Below are 17436 nucleotides of genomic sequence, written 5' to 3' on the forward strand. Positions count from 1 at the left end.
CGGATCAAATGGCTAGTCAGCCTTGTCTCTCCTATTGCATTATGAATATATGAGACAACCTGATTGAATATGCTTCACGATTCTAATAGGAGTTGGGTAAATCTTATAATCTGATTAAAAATTTTCTTCTTCGATAATCACCTGTGCAACTGCGTACTCTTTGCTATGCGAAATTGAAAGGTGGGCCTTTACTTCCGGCTTAACAATAAACGGTTTCCCAAAAGCATCTGTGCCAATTTCGATATCCAAAAAGGATAAATCTTTCCCAATGCCTGTACCATTAGCCTTCGAAAAGGCTTCCTTTGCAGCAAATCGGCCAGCAAGAAATTCAATTTTTCTTTTCCCCCCAACGGCTTCAAAACGAATTTTTTCATTAGGAGTTAAAATGCGGTCTATAAATTTGATTTGTTTCTTCATTACTTCTTCTATTCTGGATAATTCAATAATATCAATTCCAGTACCACGAATCATTTGGACATCTCCTTCTATTTTAGTCCGCTTTTCATATATATTAGTGTACAACTTCATTATTCAGGCTATGATGATAAATAGAATCGTTCAGGAGGTCTCCCATGTTTACAAGAACCGAAAGCTTTAGGGATTTTATCCGATTTTATCCGGCCGTATCTTTCATAGTATCCATTCATCTCTTATTATACCTTTTTACCGTTCTTCCTTTTCTCCCTAATTTTTGGTTTATCCAAACTTTATCCGGGGTCAATGTTTATATTGCTGAAGGGGAGTATTGGCGGCTTATAACCCCCATGTTTATGCACAGTGGATTTGCTCATATGCTATTTAACAGTTTTTCTCTTATATTATTTGCGCCTGCATTGGAGAAATGGCTTGGCAGCCTTAAATTCCTCCTGATTTATCTGTTATGTGGATTCCTTGCTAACGTGGGGACATTTTTCTTTGAACCCCTTTCCTATACTCATGTAGGTTCCAGTGGAGCCATTTTTGGTATTTTCGGCTTTTATGCTGCCCTCATTGTTTTTAAGAAGAACTTCATCTCCGTAGATAACTCAAAAGTTATTCTAATTCTCCTGGCGATAAGCCTTGTCATGACATTCCTTCAGCCTAATATCAATATAGCGGCTCACTTATGCGGATTGGCTGCTGGCTTTTTGATTGGTTCCCTTGGCCATTTTAACCGTAATTCACTTAACCGTTCGGCTTCGGAAGTAGCTCGGTGGGCTTCCTCCAAAAGACGGGATGTCTCCAGGCAATCTCCTTTAAAGCTTCTTGTATGGGGGGCTATTATCCTTTTTGCCCTGCTCGGAATTTTTATTCAAAAATAAGAAGAATCTTAAATATATAAGAAATGACGTGTGATTTGCACACGTCACTTTTCTTGGTTTCCTTTTTGAAAGGCTTTGTTAAACTTGGTTGTTGATTTTCGCTCCACAAAGGAATGCTTCTATGAAGAATCACCTCAGGGACAGGCCGCCTTTTGCCTGTCACGAAGACACTCGCTTTCGGCGGGCAGTTCGGGAGCCTCCTCGTCGCTTCACTCCTGCGGGGTCTCCCTTGACCCGCTTTTCCCGCTGGAGTCTCGTGTCCTTCCGCTTCAATCAACATAGATAAAATCAACACTGTTCTTTAACCCAGCCTTTTAAAAAAACTGCCCCTATCTTATGAAGGACCAATTAGTTTAAAGAAACAGTCAAAATTTCCGAGTCCACGTTCATACAAGCAAAACTATTTTATATCAGTTTAAAGCTCGATCCATCGATTTTTTCTATTCCCTCCTTACCTGTCAGGTCCTCCATCAGTCTAAATAAAGCTGCATCCTTTTGTTTCGCTTCAATCATACAGTAGATTTCTGGAACAGAACCTTTCACATTGCTAAGAAAATCAAGAAAAAATTCCGGATTGACATAATCAGAATGGGCTCTGAATTCCTTTTCTGACCGTGGGCTTGAAATATGCATTTTAAGGGGGAGCGTGGAATTGTTCCAAGTTTCAACAACACGCCCCCAATCATCCTCCCAGTCGTCGGTCTCATGGTTTGCTTTATGATGGTGATAGTCAAACACCATCGGAATGCCCAGTTTTTCACATAAATACAGGGTTTCCTTTAGTGTAAAGGTAGTATCATCATTTTCAAGCATGACCATCCTTTGAATTTCAGGTTTAATGAAGCCCCAATTATGAATAAATTGCTCTAATGCCTTTTCTTTATCGTTATATCCCCCGCCCACATGTAAAACGCATCGATGCTCAATATCTATCCCCATACCTTTTAGGAGGAGTTCATGCATCCTTAGAGTTTTTAAGGAAATTTTTAATATATCCGAGACTGGAGAATTAAGGACCACAAAATGATCGGGATGAAAATCAATTCTTGAAGGATGTTCTGCAATATAATCAGCCATTTGGGAAAGCGGCCCGCGAATCGCCTGCATAAAGTCCCAATCAGATAATTCGTCATGGTTGGCAAGTGGAACAAGCCTCGAGCTTAAACGAAAGAAGTGGATTTCACTGGCATTATTATGCTTAAGCAAACGTATACAATTTTCTATATTGCTGATAGCAATTCTTTCAAGCTTTTTTATTGCAGCCTCCCTGTCCTTTAGCTTGCTGAATTGCGAAAAAGTCATCGTCTGTGACGGAGAGCAATTTTGAAGTTCCATACTCATTGCAACATAGCCAAGCCGTACAATCGTCATACAAGCACCTCTCTGTGTTTTTTATAATATCCCCTATCTAGAGAGGTCTAATAACACTTATAAAAAGGGATTAAGAACAAAAGGCGCAAGCGCCCTGGTTAGATGATGAAAGGCTAAAATCGCCACGCCCTCGAAAAGCTGCGCTTTTCTTCGTGCGATGTAAAAGCTGCCGGAGCTTTCCTTGTCCTGTGGCAACGCCTTCCTGACCCACATCGTGTGGGCCTCCAACAGGCATAAGACAAATCACGTAGTCATCCTCGGAAAAGCTAAAGCTTCGTGCGATTCTGAGGCCTCCGAAGAGTTCCTTGTCCTGATTTCTGAAGTGATTTGGCTTATGACACCGAGCTGTTCGAATCATCGCCTATCGGTCATGCTCCTCACAAGATATTCAAAGAAGAATATTCTCGCGGAAAACTGGCTGGGCGCTGGAGCTAGATTACAACAACCTAGTTCGGAGTTATCCAAAAGGTAAAAATCCATAATTTCCTAACGATAAAAAAAGAGTATGGGAACATCCCATACTCTTTGAATATTAATGGTTAAAGCTTCTTGGCTTTGATGAAGATTTTGCAGAGCTTCGCTTTTCACCGGATCTCGGCTTAAACGGAGCTTTCTTCCGGCGGTCGCGGTCGCCGCCTCCGCTAGAACGATTATCACCATAGCTTCTCTTGCGGTCCTGAGGTTTACGGTCCCTTCGTTGAGCTTGAGGCTGTTCCTCTGTCAATTTAATCGGTGTAGTATCAGGTTCTTTTGTCAGCATTTTAAGAACTGCAGCAACAACTGTTTGCGGATCATTTTCCTCAAGAAGCTCCTGGGCAGCAGCTTTATAATAATGCAGGTTGTTGGACTCAATTGTTGCTACAATTTTTTCAACAACTGCTTTTTGCTGGCCTTCAAGTGCCTCGTCAAGAGTTGGAGCATTCATTTTTTCCATCTTGCGTTTTGTAGTTCTTTCAACAACTGAAAGATAAGATTTTTCTCTCGGTGTTATAAAGGTTAAGGCAACACCCGTTTTTCCAGCACGGCCAGTACGTCCAATACGGTGAACATAGCTTTCCGGATCCTGCGGAATATCGAAGTTATAAACATGTGTAACGCCAGAAATATCAAGTCCCCTTGCCGCAACGTCTGTTGCCACAAGTATATCGATATTGCCTTCTTTAAATTTACGAAGAACAGACATACGTTTTGCCTGGCTCAAGTCACCATGAATTCCCTCGGCAGTATATCCTCTAAGGTTTAAAGCTTCAGAAAGCTCATCAACCCGGCGCTTTGTACGGCCAAAAATAATCGCTAATTCAGGAGATTGAATATCAAGAAGCCTTGTTAGGACATCAAATTTATTCTTTTCCTGAACTTCAAGATAATATTGCTCAATGGAAGGAACAGTCATTTCTTTTGTCTTAACACGAACAATTTGTGGGTCCTTCATGAATCTTTCAGCCATTCTTTGGATTGGTGCCGGCATTGTTGCCGAGAATAGCAATGTTTGGCGCTCTGTTGGAATCTGAGCTAGAATCGCTTCAATGTCTTCGATAAAGCCCATGTTCAGCATTTCATCTGCTTCATCAAGGATAGCAGTGTGAACCTGGTCAAGCTTAAGGGTCTTTCTGTTAATATGGTCAAGAACACGTCCTGGTGTACCAACAATGATATGCGGCGCTTTCTTCAATGAGCGGATTTGACGCCCAATGTCCTGGCCTCCGTAGATTGGTAGCACGCGAACCTTTTTGCCGCTGCCGATTTTATAAAGCTCCTCGGAAACCTGAATGGCAAGTTCACGAGTTGGGGCAATGATGATACCTTGAATCGCTTCTTTAGTAACATCAATCTTTTCTACCAATGGGATTCCAAATGCAGCTGTTTTTCCAGTACCTGTTTGCGCTTGTCCGATCAAATCCTTGTTTTCAAGGCTCAATGGAATCGTTTCAGACTGGATAGGGGTTGCTTCCTCAAAACCCATTTTGAGGACTGCTTTCAAAGTAGCCTGGCTAAGGCCTAATTCTTGAAACTTTGTCAATGTTTTCATTCTCCTTCATTTATCTTACTATATATAGTTTAAGTTTTAAGTGCTGATCCAATAAATTTAGACGCACGCAGCTTTCCTTAAGCTGGAGGGCCTTCAATATCCGAGAATTTTCGGACGGTGCATGCAGCAAATTAAAGCCGAAATTATACTAACCCATCTAATTTTAGCAAAAAAGACATTCTCTTAAAAGAGTACGCCCGAGGTTACGTTTCTAGACACGTTGAGAATAATCTTAACACTTTTATTGGTTTATTGCAATAAAGTGGTACTTCTGAAAAACACAGGAAAAGATTTTTCACTTTAAAAAACCAAGTACTTGTGAGAAAAGGGCCTCTTTTTCATCACAATGGCAAATATGATGTTTTGAATTTCTAATATATGTTAGCTTCTTTTCTTTCGCCCCAATATTTGTATAAATATATTCTGCACTTTTTAGAGGTACAATGCCGTCGCTTTCTCCCTGGGCAATGAGAGTGGGCACTTCCACCAATGGCAGCAGGGGCCTGGTAAAAGAAACTAGCCTGCGGAATTGCAGCGTGGCTTCTATTGGGGTCTGTGTTATTTTCCCTTTATATCGCAGAAATAATTCATTCTTCGTAATCTTTCCCTGTATAGCATCACGAAACATTTCCTTTAGATCAGCCGCAAGCTGAGGAGGATTAATATAATAAGCAGCAGCGCTCAGTAGAACAAGCTTTTCGACAGGATATTTCCCTGCCAGGTAGCTTGCAATTAACCGGCCCATCGAAAAACCTATTACATAAACCCTCTCACAGGATAATAATAATTTTTTTAATTCACTTTCTGCGTGTTCAATCCACTCCTGGTAGCGGATCCCTTTGAGGGAGAGGAATTCTCCGTGTCCAGGCAAAGTAGGCACAACAATTTTCCAGTCGGTCTTACTTAATAAAAATTCTGAAAGAGGCTCTACTTCCCAGGGAGCTCCGGTAAATCCATGGATACACAAACAGCCAATCATATTAAATCACCTGGCAATTCTTAGAAAGACTTCGCATTCGGCATGTCTTATTGGCGGGTGCCTATGTGTTGCTTTTCACGCTCAAAACGGTACAATCTCGAAAAAGTTTTGCTTTTCCTTCGTGAGAGTCAAGGTTGACGAAGCTTTCCTTGTTCTGTCCGTCGTGTGTTCAGAATTTCTGAATAGAGATACTGATTAGCTAAAAAACCCATTCCGGTAAAGGGTACCCTGTTTTTTTCCTTTTTAACCCATAAATTACTGCTGGATTTTATTTATTTTTGCAATGAAGCAACAATTTCTTCAAGCTTCATTCCACGTGATGCCTTTACTAAAACCAGCGTTTTATCGTCAACATTTTGCTTCAATTGATCAATAAGCTCTGTTTTATCTGCAAAAGAGAATACCCTTTCTTTACCTAATGATCCTTGGGCTCCTTTGGCAATATGCCCACCCAATTGACCATAAGTAAAGAGCATGCTGATTTTTTCTGGATCAAGCATTTCTCCGATTTGATGATGATACTCTTCTTCCTGCGGTCCTAATTCAAGCATGTCTCCAAGTACGAGAATTCTTTTTTCAAAACCTGACAAATTCGAAACCAGTTCAATTGCGGCAATCATGGAGGTCGGACTTGCATTGTACGCGTCATTAATGATTTTTTCCCCATGGGTGCCTTCTACCAGTTCCATCCTCATATTGGTTAACTTAATATTTTTTAAACCTGTACCCATTTCGTCAAAAGGAATTGAAAATTCATTTGCGATCAGCATCGCCGCCAAAGCATTTAAGATATTATGGGTGCCAAGCACAGGGAGATAAAATTCTTCCCTGGAACGGTTTGTTTTAAAGCTGTTGCCGTTTTCAGCCTGAATGATTTCAACTGGATAAAGGTGATTCCGCTCGCTTCTTCCAAATGTTTCAATTCGAATATTGCCTTTAAGCTCTTTAATCCGATCCATTAATAGAGGCTCATCACCGTGGAGAATAGCCAAACCGCCGTCTTTCAGCCCTTGCAGAATTTCAAGCTTTGCTTCTGCAATACCTTCTCTTGAACCAAGGTCAAGCATATGAGATTCCCCAATATTAGTTATGACAACAGCATCAGGGCGCGCCAGCTTTGTAAGAAATTCAATTTCTCCTCTGGCGCTCATTCCCATCTCAAGTACCGCTACCTCTGTTTCCTCAGAAAGTTTTAAAACAGTCAAAGGCAGGCCGATATGATTATTGTAATTACCTTCGGTTTTAAGGACCTTATATTTTAGCGATAGAAGCGCAAATGTCATATCCTTTGTAGTAGTTTTTCCGTTGCTTCCCGTTATACCTACTACCTTAACCGGCAGTTCTTCTCTATATTTTCTTGCCAGTTCCTGAAGTGCAATTAAACAGTCTTCAACAATAATAATAGGAAGATGCAAAGGAGGATTTGGAACATCACTTTGCCATAAAGCTGCTGATGCTCCTTTTCTAATCGAATCCTCTACATACTTGTGGCCATCTGCCTTCTCCCCCTTAAAAGGAATAAACAGATTTCCTTTTTCAATTTTACGTGAATCGATGGATACTCCTGTAATTTCTGTATCCTGAAATGCGGTTATATCATTTAGGGCCGAAACCATTTTTGACACTTGTGCCAAAGAACGCTTAATCATAGTGGCCTCCCTTTCCTTTCTTTTAAAGCTTATATGCCTTAATGCGGTAAATTCATGCACATCCATCAAGCTTTTAAAAAAGCCTTCGCTTACCGTGCAAGCAGAAAAACCTTTAAAGTTTGAGTTTATTAAAACGAATGGACACGGCGCTGCGGCCGTGTCACACGATGTTTAGTCATAGAGAATATTAGAATGTATACTTAATTTTTTGTTTTTCACCATGGCGTTCAACAGCAAGCTCTACCAGGCGCTCGATTAATTGAGGATATTCGACACCTGTGTGTTTCCATAGCAGAGGGAACATACTAAATGGCGTAAAGCCAGGCATTGTATTGACCTCATTGATAAATATTCTGCCATCTTTGGTTAAGAAAAAGTCTGCTCGGACCAGACCTGAACAATCAAGGGCTTTAAATGCCTTTATTGCCATCTTTTTGATCTCTTCGTACTGTTCTGCTTCTACATCTGCCGGGATAATTAAAGCAGTATCACCGTCTTCGTACTTCGCTTTATAGTCATAGAACTCTACCTTAGGAACAATCTCTCCGGCTACTGAGCACTCAGGAGAATCATTTCCCATGACGCCTACTTCTATCTCACGAGCAGTGACTCCCTCTTCAATAATAATTTTACGGTCAAATTGGAAAGCCTCTTTAAACGCAGTCTCCAGCTCGCTGCGTGAAGTACATTTACTGATGCCTACACTAGATCCAAGATTTGCAGGTTTTACAAAACAAGGATAGCCAAGCTCAGCTTCCACCGTTTCATATGTCTTTTCTTTTTCCTGCTCCCATTCACTTCTGATAAAGGCAGTGTATTTTACCTGTCCTAGACCAGCTTGTGCAAAGATATTCTTCATGATGACTTTATCCATACCTGCTGCAGAAGCAAGAACACCGTTTCCTACATAAGGAAGATTGAGAAGCTCCAGCAGTCCCTGAACGGTTCCATCTTCACCATTCGGGCCATGCAGAAGCGGAAAAATGACATCCATTGTGCTTCCTTCCTGGAATAAGGCAGGAGCAAGTGCGGAAGCCGTTCTACTATCCTCCTGGGAATATTCTAAAGCTTTAACATTTTCAACTGGACCTTGAAGCTGAGGACCTTTAACCCAATGTCCTTCTGTTGTTATGTAAATTGGATGAATTTCAAATTTTTCAAGATCAAGTGCTTTTATAACTGCAAGAGCAGTTTGCAAGGAAACTTTGTGTTCAGCCGATTTACCACCATACAATAAACCTAATTTTTTCTTCATAATGAACCTCCAATTAATCATCAGACATTTTTATTTTACCATTTTATAAATGAAGTGCCTAAAGAAAACCTGACAAGATTTATATACCTTGAATTCTAGTTATTGTTAATTTTTTCAAAGCAGAATAATCTTCTTATGGTTTTTTCCTCAGCAATACTGTTTCCTCTTTCTTATTTTATGAAACATATTGCTTGCCTGAAAACTTGCTATCAAAAAATTGTCAAGATTATTCTCCAACCTCTTTTGAAAAATAAAGCTCTGTTAACCCCTTTTAATGTTGAATTTTTAAAAAGGTGTTAAATTTCATTGGTGATTTGCTCTATGTTGATTGGAGCGGAAGCCGGGAGACTCCTCCGGGGAAAGCGAGTCTCCTTTGTGCTCCTGCGCCCATAAAGTATTCGAAGAAGCCCACCTTCAGCTCGTCGCAAAGCCGCATGCAGCTGGTCACAGACGTCTCTCCTGGATTTCCTAAACGGCGAAAAAACGGCGCAATTTCACGCCGTTTATTATACGTTAATAAGCTTGAGACCCAAAACGCTGAAAATGATCATTGCGATAAATAAAATTCGTTTTTTATCTCTTGATTCCCCAAAGAAAAGCATACCCAAAATAACACTTCCGGCAGCTCCTATTCCGGTCCATATAGCATATCCTGTCCCAATCGGTATGGACAAAAGCGATTTAGAAAGAAAAAACAAGCTCAAAACACCTGAAACAATTGATAAAACAGTGAATTTATGTACTTTAAATCCATCGGATAGTTTAGTAAAAATAACAAAACCAATTTCTCCACATCCGGCTAATAGTAAGAAAAACCAGGCCATTATTCTTTCTCCTCTGCAATTTCATTTTCGGGTCCGGAAGTGAGTTTTAATCCAATAATTCCGGCAATCAGCAGCCCAAGAAAGAAAATCTTGGTCAGTCCGATATGGTGGGCAAATATCATCTCCACAACAACTGTACCTGCTGCTCCAATTCCGGTGAAAACAGCGTAGGCTGTACCTACCGGAATGGTCTTCATTGCTTTTGCAAATAAAATAAAACTAAACATGATTAGTAGAACAGTAATTATACTAGGAACCGGCTTGGTGAAACCGTTCGAATATTTCATGCCATAAGCCCAGGCTATTTCACTTAAGCCCGCAACAAACAAATAAATCCAGGCCATTTTTTGTACCTCCTAATCTGCGATGTTCCCGGATAATTCCTCTTAAGCTAAAAAATCTCCCTTTATGCCGGGGAGATTTTGCTTTAATCCAAAAATAATTTCCATTCTTTTGTTTTTTTATCAAAAACCATTTTAGCATGGCACTGTTTCTTATTTAGCTGGCTATACTCATCATACATATCATCCATATTAGCGTAGTCTCCAATTACCCAGATAGGAATTTCAACCTTGCCTCTTTGGTGAAGTGCGTCTTTTATCGAGATACAGATTCCTTCCTTCATAAATGGTGTCAGAGAAAGAAGAATTTCTTTATTTACATCTGGATATGTCCGCTTCTTCTTAATACCCAACATGGTTTTTTCCTGCTTTAAATGTCCCATCTTACTAGCAATAGCCGAACTCAGCAGTGTAAATAGATCCTTAAAACTTCGATAATAAGTCTTATTAAACCAGCCATCGTCATGCGCAAGATAAACAAAGCGGTTACCCAGTTTGTTATAAAAAGGCGGTTTTAAATGGTGCTTTAAATGTCCCAGGTACAAAAGTTCAGCAATCTCCTGCCCGCTTAATTGATTTAAGTCCTCTTCCTCTATAAAATCAATCCAGCAAAAGTTCCCATACCCGTGAACGCCGTCATTTACAAGCTTCTTAATTTTATCACTTGGAGCATACTGTAAAAGCGTATGCATGTTTAATTCCGAATCATCAAAACGGTGCTTTAATAAAAGCAGATGGTTTAAAGAACCTGAAAAAGCATCGGCAAATTCCTCGAATTCTATGCCATATGAAATTACATATTGCTCTGTTTGATTTAAATGAACATAGATGAGATCCCGTATCTCTTGATTGTGCTTTTTCAAAGCAAAATTCCTCCAGTCTTAAGAAAAGCGCAAGCGGCCGTTTTGGGACAGATGGCTGGGGCACGACAGCAGAGATATAAGTCTTTGCTGACTGGAATGGCCCCCCAGTTGCGGGCGCTGAAGCCAAAAAATATTTGAAAACCTATAAGTTGGATATTAGATATTCAATAATAACATTAGTCCTAAACAAGTCCTTAACTATTTTACCAAAAAACAGAAAAAATAACTTATTTCAATTGTTTTACATTTCCTCGGACTAAAAGAACTATGCCCGGGGCCTTTTTTTAGCCAATCAAAATTTATAAATATATCTGAAAGCACGACGAACATGATTAGAAAAACTTGGCATTCGCGAAGTCCTTTTTGGCGGATGCCTTTGCTTTGCCTCGCACGAAGAAAAGCATCGCCTTTCGAGAATGTGCCTTTGATTGTGATAACAACTGTGGCTCGGAAATCGTCAGTTTTAATGAAATGGAATAAATCCTTACGTTTTGAACAAACCCTGCTTGTGGAATAATAATGAAAGCAAGTATTCTTTGATAGTTCACCATAGTTTGCCCTGAACCATTTCAAATTTTTCATTATTTACATAAATGAGTGATATTATTAGAGATACTGTCCAGAAGAAGGGAGCGTGATACCTTGATTAAAAATATGAATAAGAATCAAATTTCACTATCCGTCATTAAAACTTTAAAAGAAAATAAGAAAAAAGACTTTGAAGCCATTATTGATGAGCTCCAGCCTTATGATATGGCGAAAATTTTTGAAAATCTTACTGAAAAACACCAAACCCGATTTCTTCTGTTTCTGAAAATAGATCGGATAGCTGATTTAATGGAAGAATTGGATAAAAAAGAACAGCTAGAGGTTTTAAATAAACTCGGACTCGAAAAATCCTCAAAGGTCCTGGATTTAATGGACAATGACGATTTGGCAAGCTTTTTGGAAGAGCTATCCCCTGAAAAAGTCCATTCTTATCTGTCCGGAATGAAAACGGAAGATTCCGCATTTATACAGAGTATGATGAATTACCCTCAAGAAACGGCTGGAAGACTAATGACCAATCGTTTCGTGTGGATTCGCAATTATTATACAGTTGTGGAAGCTGTTGGTAAAATGAAAGCATTTGCCAAGCTTGCAGAAACCTTAAATTATTTATACGTAATTGATGAAGAACGTAAGCTTGTAGGAGTTGTGTCCTACCGGGATCTTCTTTTGGCAGAGCCCGATGAAACCATACAAAATATTATGTATGAAAGGGTTATTTACGTAACCGCAGATACAGACCAGGAGGAAGTCGCTAGAATGGCGGAAAGATATGACTTCCTTGCTATTCCCGTTGTTGATGAAGAACATGTTTTGGTCGGAATTATCACCGTTGATGATATTATTGACGTTGTAATCAGGGAAGCAAATGAGGATATTGAAAAATTATCCGCTTCCGGAAAATCAATTGATTTTGATACTAAAGCCCTCACGGCTGCCTGGCGCCGGCTTCCATGGCTTATCCTTTTGCTTTTTATCGGGCTGGTTTCAGGAAAGATTATCAGCGGTTACGAAACTACCCTGCATAAGGTAGTAGCACTTGCTTTCTTTATGCCAATGATAGCCGGTATGACAGGGAATACTGGAACACAGTCACTTGCTGTAGTAGTAAGAGGGTTAATCTCACATGATATAGAAAAGAAAATTGTCCTCCGGCTAGTTACCCGTGAATTGGGTGTCGGTCTTACAATTGGACTGATTTGTGGCATTCTCATTTCAATTATTGCTTACATCTGGCAGGGCAGTCTTGTCCTTGGAGCAGTTGTCGGGTGCTCCCTCTTCTTTACATTAATTATTGGAACCTTGGCTGGCACAGTCATTCCTTTATTGCTTTACAAATTAAAAATCGACCCGGCCGTAGCCTCCGGTCCACTAATTACCACATTAAACGACATCTTTTCCTTGGTAACCTACTTTGGCATCGCAACGGCATTCATTAACTATTTAACGTAAACATTAGTAAAGCACACCTGAAAATGGGTGTGCTTTTTTAACTGCGTATTGGATATGCAAAGATTATGAAGGACGATTTCCTTAACGGTCAATCAAACTATCCATTCGAATGCCTTGAAATCAATCGACTGGAACAAACCACCCTTTTTATTTAGATCCATTTTGAAAATTCAGGAACCTTTTTCCAGTTCCATTCGTCTTATTAGAGAGGATTTTAGTTTTACTAAAAATATTACTCTCACTGAGCGGGTGTCTTGGATGGAAAACAATCATCAGAAAGATAGATTTGATTGGAGCTTAACTCTAATCCTTTTTCTTTTCTTTTTGGCAAGCTGTACTGCAATTTACAGTGCCCAGGAAGCGGCACAATACCATGAGAATTTCTTCATCAAACAGATTTTTTGGTATTTTGCCGGTGCTGCAATTATTTTCATTTCCCTGTTATTTGACAGTGAACAATACCAACGGCTTACATGGTACCTTTATGGCTTTGGCATTCTGCTTCTTATCTCAATTATTTTAGCGCCTGAAAGTATCGCACCCCTCCGCAATGGGGCAAAAAGCTGGTTCATCGTTCCACATCTAGGATCGATTCAGCCATCTGAGTTTGTTAAAACATTTTTAATATTGGCTCTGAGCCGTATTATTGTGTCCCATCAGCAAAATACTTTCATGAAATCTCTTGGTTCCGATATACTTCTGCTTTTCAAAATGGGCATGGTCACTGCCCTGCCATTAGGCTTTATTATGCTTCAGCCCGACCTTGGGACCGCCCTCGTGCTTCTCTCTATTCTTACCGGTATGATTCTTGTTTCGGGCATAAGCTGGAAAATTATAACCCCTCTGTATGGTGCTGGTGCCTCTTTGGCGGGATTTATTCTTTATATGGTTATTAAAAAGCCTGAGCTTTTAGAAAAATACCTAAAAGTCCAAACCTATCAATTTAACAGGATTTACGCTTGGATTGATCCTATTAATAACCAGAGTGATTCTGGATACCATTTATTCAAATCACTTACTGCAATCGGTTCTGGACTTCTTACCGGCAAAGGATTTGGCAAACGGGAGGTTTACATCCCGGAGAGCCACACTGATTTTATCTTTAGTGTAATTGGGGAGGAATATGGCTTTATCGGCGGCAGCATCATAGTAGGCCTATTCTTTATGTTAATTTTTCATCTCATTCGGACTGCACAGATAACAGATGATCCCTTTAATTCTTATATTTGTGCAGGGATCATTAGCATGCTCACCTTCCACGTGTTTCAGAATATAGGCATGACCATTCAGGTTTTGCCCATTACCGGTATTCCTCTTCCTTTTATGAGTTACGGAGGGAGTTCATTAATGGGAAATATGTTTGCTATGGGGCTCGTTTACAGCATTCATTACCATCACCGTGAATATATGTTTTCCAAGGGGATTTTTTTAAGAGGTTAAAAGATTTTCAACTTGTTTCATCCTCAGCGGATTGGGTACCTATACTATAAAACTGGAGCTAAGGAAGGAGGGACAGGTCTTGAAATCACAAGGGAGTTTGATCCTTGCCATTCTGTTTGCTTTACTAGTAGCATTATTCGCTGTAATAAACGTGGACCCCGTTAAGGTGGATTATTTTTTGGGAACAGCAAAATGGCCACTTATCTTAGTTATATTAGGCTCAGTATTGGCTGGTGTTATCATTATGGGGGCAGTCGGTGCAAGAAGAATTTATGCCCTAAAACGCGAGATTAAAGCTTTACGCAAAGAAAAAGACGAACTGAAAGTCCGGAATCATTTAGCTAAAACGGAGGCTGAACCTTACGAAAAAAATAACTACCGGCTTGCCGATGAAAAATAGAAAAATAAAAAGGCTGTCTCTTTGATTCGCTGATGTACGAATTCTAAGAGGCAGCCTTTATTTATATTTTACATGCCGCCTTCGCAACCTAGTGACAATCTCTAGTTTTCCGCCTTTGGTTTAAGCATTTGGAAATGATGCTGGAGCACTTCTATTTCAAGAGGAGTTTTAAGATAAACTTCACCATCTGTATCCACATCTCTTGGCTGATCGGTACGGATATTTATTTTCTTTCCGGAAAAATGAAGGATTTCCTTTGACAGCTCTTCCTCTTCATCTGCTAAAGAAAAATCTCCTGATAGATACTCTTTTAAAACTCCCAGACCCGCATTTTTAATAATAAATATATCGGCCAGCCCATCGTTATAACTGATGTCCTTACATGGAAGGGTTCTGGTGCCGATCGAATCTCCATTTGCAGCAAGAATCATGACGGCTTCTCCATCTGAAATTTCCCCGTCATACTCTATCCTGTAACTAAAAGGATCCATATTGCGAATGGTGCGAATAGCGCTTAAATAATAGCCAATCCTCCCAAGAGCGGCTTTCTCATTTTCTTTTATATTATTAGAGGTTTCTGTTATTAAGCCCAGCCCGCAAAAATTCAAAGTATACCCATCGTTAACCTTCATAGCATCTACACTTACAATCTCGCCATTCACAAGCATTTCGGCTGCGGACTTAATATCCTGCGGGACTCCGAGTGATCTGCTGAAATCATTGCAGGTTCCTCCAGGCAATATTGCAATTACTGGACGATTTTTCAGAGCAGCTAGTCCATTTACACACTCATGTAAAGTCCCATCACCACCAAGAATAATAGCCAAGTCCACTGTTTCGCCGTACGCCTGACATAACTTCATGGCATCACCGGGTTCTTCAGTTTTCAGCAATAATAGTTGTCCGATCGTTTCAGTTAGAATTGGAACAGAAACACCTAAGGATTTATCAATATCCTTCTGTCCTGCGTTACCGTTATAAATTAATAATGCTTTTTTGAATCGCTGCACGCTTCTTCACCTCCACTTTTATATTTTTCTTTTTAAAAATTTTATTTTTCAAGATACCCTTCTGAAAAAAAGTCCTTTTCAGAGAGTTCGAAAGTAAGTGTGCATATATGTTCTTAGAAGCCTAATATTTTGACCTTACCCTTTATTAGCCGCATGGAAACTTGCTAAGTTACCACAGCACATCGGAGGTCATGTTGACAGTTTAGCCGGTAAAACGCTGGGTATATAAGACTGCATATTAAACCATTAAGGAGTGAAGCAATTTGAGCAAAAATCATTATTGGGCTGGCTGGGATCAATTCGCCTTCCGCTTGCCTGACTTTTTAATGGCCATCGCTGTGTTGTTAATTGGATGGCTTGTAGCAAAACTTATCGAGAAGGGAGTTTATAAGGCTTTACAAAAAACGAGCCTTGACGACCGCCTTTTTCCGAACCACAACAATAATAAGAAATTTTCCTCGGAGAAGATTATCAGTAAAATCATTTACTATTTACTGCTGGTATTTGTTTTTATTCTCTTCTTTAACCTTCTCGATTTAAATATTATTGCAGGTCCTTTAGCCGGAATGCTTTCCACTGTCATGGGAGCTATTCCTAGTATTCTAAAAGCAGCCTTAATTCTTTTATTCGCATGGCTGGTTGCTACAGGATTAAGTATGCTGATTCGAAAAGCAGGGAAAACATTAAAGGTTCATCAGGGACTTCATAAATTAAATATAACAAAAGAAAATCAGGACCCTTCCCAGTTGGTCGACAGAATCGCTAAAATTGTTTTTTACCTAGTTCTTCTGTTATTCCTTCCGGGTGTATTGGCTGCCCTTAATATTAGCGGCATTTCCGGTCCTTTCTCCAATATGCTGACAGGCATGCTTGCATTCCTTCCAAAGCTGTTTGCAGCGGCACTTATTGTTTTGGTTGGCTGGTTTGTTGCAAAAATCGTGAGAGATATTCTTACAAACTTCCTTCAGGCACTTGGATTGGAAAAACTGGTACAGCGTTTCGGACTATCCAATTTATTTTCTGGGACAAGTCTTTCCGCTGTCATAGGGAATATTGTATTCATTCTAATCCTCATTCCAACCGTTATTACTGCACTTGAAAAATTAAATTTAAAAGGTATTTCTGAGCCTGCTATTTCTATGCTGAATACCGTATTAAATATGATTCCGAATATCATTGTTGCCGTTCTTTTCATCCTTGCAGGCTTATGGATTGGAAAATGGATCAACACATTTGTTACACAGCTTCTTGACCGAATTGGATTTAATTCTTTCTTCCACGGAATGGGTATTGGCAAAAGCACCGCTGCAGTTTCCATTTCAAAAGTGGTCGGCTATATTGCCCAAATTTTCGTTGTACTACTATTTGTTGTCCAAGCTTTAAATATTTTAAATTTAAATTTCCTTGTAAGACTTGCAACAGGCGTTATTGCTTATCTTCCAAATGTATTTGCAGCAGTAGTAATCCTTTTAACAGGACTATTCCTTGGAGGTGTTGTTAAAAAGATCCTAAAAGGCATGATTCAGGGTCCTCACTTCCGTCTGCTTCCTTCAGTGGCAAAATATGCAATCCTCGCCATTTCTATATTTATGGCACTTGATCAGCTTGGAGTGGCAGCATCTATTGTAAACTCTGCCTTTATTCTAATTCTTGGCGGACTGGCACTTGCTTTTGGCTTATCTTTTGGTCTTGGCGGAAGAGAATTCGCAGCAGTATATCTTGCAAAACTGGATAAGAAGATCTCACAGACTTCTGTACAATCCCCTCCTCCAAAACAGGGAAAAATGGGAAATATGAATCCAGGCCAGATTAATCCAACCCCTCCAAATAATAGACCTGGCGGAGATACTCCTAACGATATACAATAAGAACAATTTTAAAGGCTTTGGAATTTTCCAAAGCCTTTTTTAATAAAAATTCAAGGATTAGCTTGTATAATAGAAAACTGTGGCATACACTTTTCATAGGAAATC

16 protein-coding genes are annotated in these 17436 nt (G+C 39.7%); 5 read left to right on the forward strand and 11 right to left on the reverse strand.

The window, feature by feature from the left end; all coding sequences use genetic code 11:
- Window positions 1-114 precede the first annotated feature (114 nt).
- Window positions 115-471, reverse strand: a complete 357-nt coding sequence (gene acpS / locus G8761_RS21760; protein ID WP_166030056.1) for a holo-ACP synthase — start codon at window positions 469-471, stop codon at window positions 115-117.
- Window positions 472-572: 101 nt separating this feature from the next.
- Between acpS and G8761_RS21765 the strand changes: the two genes are divergently transcribed.
- Window positions 573-1301 (forward strand): rhomboid family intramembrane serine protease, encoded by a 729-nt coding sequence (locus G8761_RS21765; RefSeq protein WP_166030057.1) that lies wholly within the window; start codon window positions 573-575, stop codon window positions 1299-1301.
- A 405-nt stretch (window positions 1302-1706) separates the two neighbouring features.
- Here the strand turns inward: G8761_RS21765 and uvsE are convergent, their stop codons facing one another.
- The 9 genes from uvsE to G8761_RS21810 form a co-directional block, all read right to left on the reverse strand.
- The gene (gene uvsE, locus G8761_RS21770) at window positions 1707-2672 is read right to left on the reverse strand and encodes a UV DNA damage repair endonuclease UvsE (RefSeq protein ID WP_166030058.1); all 966 of its coding nucleotides are present in this window, start codon (window positions 2670-2672) and stop codon (window positions 1707-1709) included.
- A 57-nt stretch (window positions 2673-2729) separates the two neighbouring features.
- A complete protein-coding gene (locus G8761_RS21775) occupies window positions 2730-2885 on the reverse strand; it encodes a hypothetical protein (protein WP_166030059.1) in 156 nt (51 codons plus the stop codon).
- 319 nt (window positions 2886-3204) lie between these two features.
- Window positions 3205-4692: a degradosome RNA helicase CshA gene (gene cshA / locus G8761_RS21780; RefSeq protein WP_166030060.1), complete on the reverse strand. Its 1488-nt coding sequence runs from the start codon at window positions 4690-4692 to the stop codon at window positions 3205-3207.
- Window positions 4693-4996: 304 nt separating this feature from the next.
- On the reverse strand, window positions 4997-5680 hold the full coding sequence (locus tag G8761_RS21785; protein WP_166030061.1) for an alpha/beta hydrolase: 684 nt from the start codon (window positions 5678-5680) through the stop codon (window positions 4997-4999).
- A 272-nt stretch (window positions 5681-5952) separates the two neighbouring features.
- Window positions 5953-7329: a UDP-N-acetylmuramoyl-tripeptide--D-alanyl-D-alanine ligase gene (locus G8761_RS21790; RefSeq protein WP_166030062.1), complete on the reverse strand. Its 1377-nt coding sequence runs from the start codon at window positions 7327-7329 to the stop codon at window positions 5953-5955.
- Between the two features lie 187 nt (window positions 7330-7516).
- Window positions 7517-8584: a D-alanine--D-alanine ligase gene (locus G8761_RS21795; RefSeq protein WP_166030063.1), complete on the reverse strand. Its 1068-nt coding sequence runs from the start codon at window positions 8582-8584 to the stop codon at window positions 7517-7519.
- A gap of 506 nt (window positions 8585-9090) precedes the next feature.
- Window positions 9091-9408 (reverse strand): DMT family transporter, encoded by a 318-nt coding sequence (locus G8761_RS21800; RefSeq protein ID WP_166030064.1) that lies wholly within the window; start codon window positions 9406-9408, stop codon window positions 9091-9093.
- Complete coding sequence (locus G8761_RS21805) at window positions 9408-9752, reverse strand: DMT family transporter (protein ID WP_166030065.1); 345 nt, start codon at window positions 9750-9752, stop codon at window positions 9408-9410. The genes G8761_RS21800 and G8761_RS21805 overlap by 1 nt, the downstream gene beginning before the upstream one ends.
- An 83-nt stretch (window positions 9753-9835) precedes the next feature.
- Window positions 9836-10612: a hypothetical protein gene (locus tag G8761_RS21810; RefSeq protein WP_166030066.1), complete on the reverse strand. Its 777-nt coding sequence runs from the start codon at window positions 10610-10612 to the stop codon at window positions 9836-9838.
- Between the two features lie 642 nt (window positions 10613-11254).
- Between G8761_RS21810 and mgtE the strand changes: the two genes are divergently transcribed.
- The 3 genes from mgtE (at window position 11255) to G8761_RS21825 (ending at window position 14453) form a co-directional block, all read left to right on the forward strand.
- Window positions 11255-12613 carry a magnesium transporter gene (gene mgtE / locus G8761_RS21815; protein WP_166030067.1) on the forward strand — a complete coding sequence of 453 codons (1359 nt, stop codon included), beginning with the start codon at window positions 11255-11257 and terminating at the stop codon, window positions 12611-12613.
- Between the two features lie 258 nt (window positions 12614-12871).
- Window positions 12872-14053: an FtsW/RodA/SpoVE family cell cycle protein gene (locus tag G8761_RS21820; RefSeq protein ID WP_166030068.1), complete on the forward strand. Its 1182-nt coding sequence runs from the start codon at window positions 12872-12874 to the stop codon at window positions 14051-14053.
- A 79-nt stretch (window positions 14054-14132) separates the two neighbouring features.
- Complete coding sequence (locus G8761_RS21825; protein ID WP_166030069.1) at window positions 14133-14453, forward strand: LapA family protein; 321 nt, start codon at window positions 14133-14135, stop codon at window positions 14451-14453.
- A 101-nt stretch (window positions 14454-14554) separates the two neighbouring features.
- Here G8761_RS21825 and G8761_RS21830 read toward each other — a convergent pair whose 3' ends face one another.
- On the reverse strand, window positions 14555-15463 hold the full coding sequence (locus G8761_RS21830; RefSeq protein WP_166030070.1) for a YegS/Rv2252/BmrU family lipid kinase: 909 nt from the start codon (window positions 15461-15463) through the stop codon (window positions 14555-14557).
- Window positions 15464-15726: 263 nt separating this feature from the next.
- Here G8761_RS21830 and G8761_RS21835 point away from each other — a divergent pair, with 263 nt between their 5' ends.
- Window positions 15727-17331 (forward strand): mechanosensitive ion channel, encoded by a 1605-nt coding sequence (locus G8761_RS21835; RefSeq protein WP_166030071.1) that lies wholly within the window; start codon window positions 15727-15729, stop codon window positions 17329-17331.
- Window positions 17332-17436: the final 105 nt, after the last annotated feature.

Origin of the sequence: Neobacillus terrae, from assembly GCF_011393025.1 — a bacterium.
GTDB lineage: Bacteria > Bacillota > Bacilli > Bacillales > Cytobacillaceae > Neobacillus_A > Neobacillus_A terrae.

Coding starts and splice junctions, on each gene's coding strand:
- G8761_RS21775 (WP_166030059.1), bottom strand. CDS start 2,885: ATGTGGGTCAGGAAGGCGTTGCCACAGGACAAGGAAAGCTCCGGCAGC.
- acpS (WP_166030056.1), bottom strand. CDS start 471: ATGATTCGTGGTACTGGAATTGATATTATTGAATTATCCAGAATAGAA.
- G8761_RS21785 (WP_166030061.1), bottom strand. CDS start 5,680: ATGATTGGCTGTTTGTGTATCCATGGATTTACCGGAGCTCCCTGGGAA.
- uvsE (WP_166030058.1), bottom strand. CDS start 2,672: ATGACGATTGTACGGCTTGGCTATGTTGCAATGAGTATGGAACTTCAA.
- G8761_RS21800 (WP_166030064.1), bottom strand. CDS start 9,408: ATGGCCTGGTTTTTCTTACTATTAGCCGGATGTGGAGAAATTGGTTTT.
- G8761_RS21765 (WP_166030057.1), top strand. CDS start 573: ATGTTTACAAGAACCGAAAGCTTTAGGGATTTTATCCGATTTTATCCG.
- G8761_RS21805 (WP_166030065.1), bottom strand. CDS start 9,752: ATGGCCTGGATTTATTTGTTTGTTGCGGGCTTAAGTGAAATAGCCTGG.
- G8761_RS21790 (WP_166030062.1), bottom strand. CDS start 7,329: ATGATTAAGCGTTCTTTGGCACAAGTGTCAAAAATGGTTTCGGCCCTA.
- G8761_RS21820 (WP_166030068.1), top strand. CDS start 12,872: ATGGAAAACAATCATCAGAAAGATAGATTTGATTGGAGCTTAACTCTA.
- G8761_RS21795 (WP_166030063.1), bottom strand. CDS start 8,584: ATGAAGAAAAAATTAGGTTTATTGTATGGTGGTAAATCGGCTGAACAC.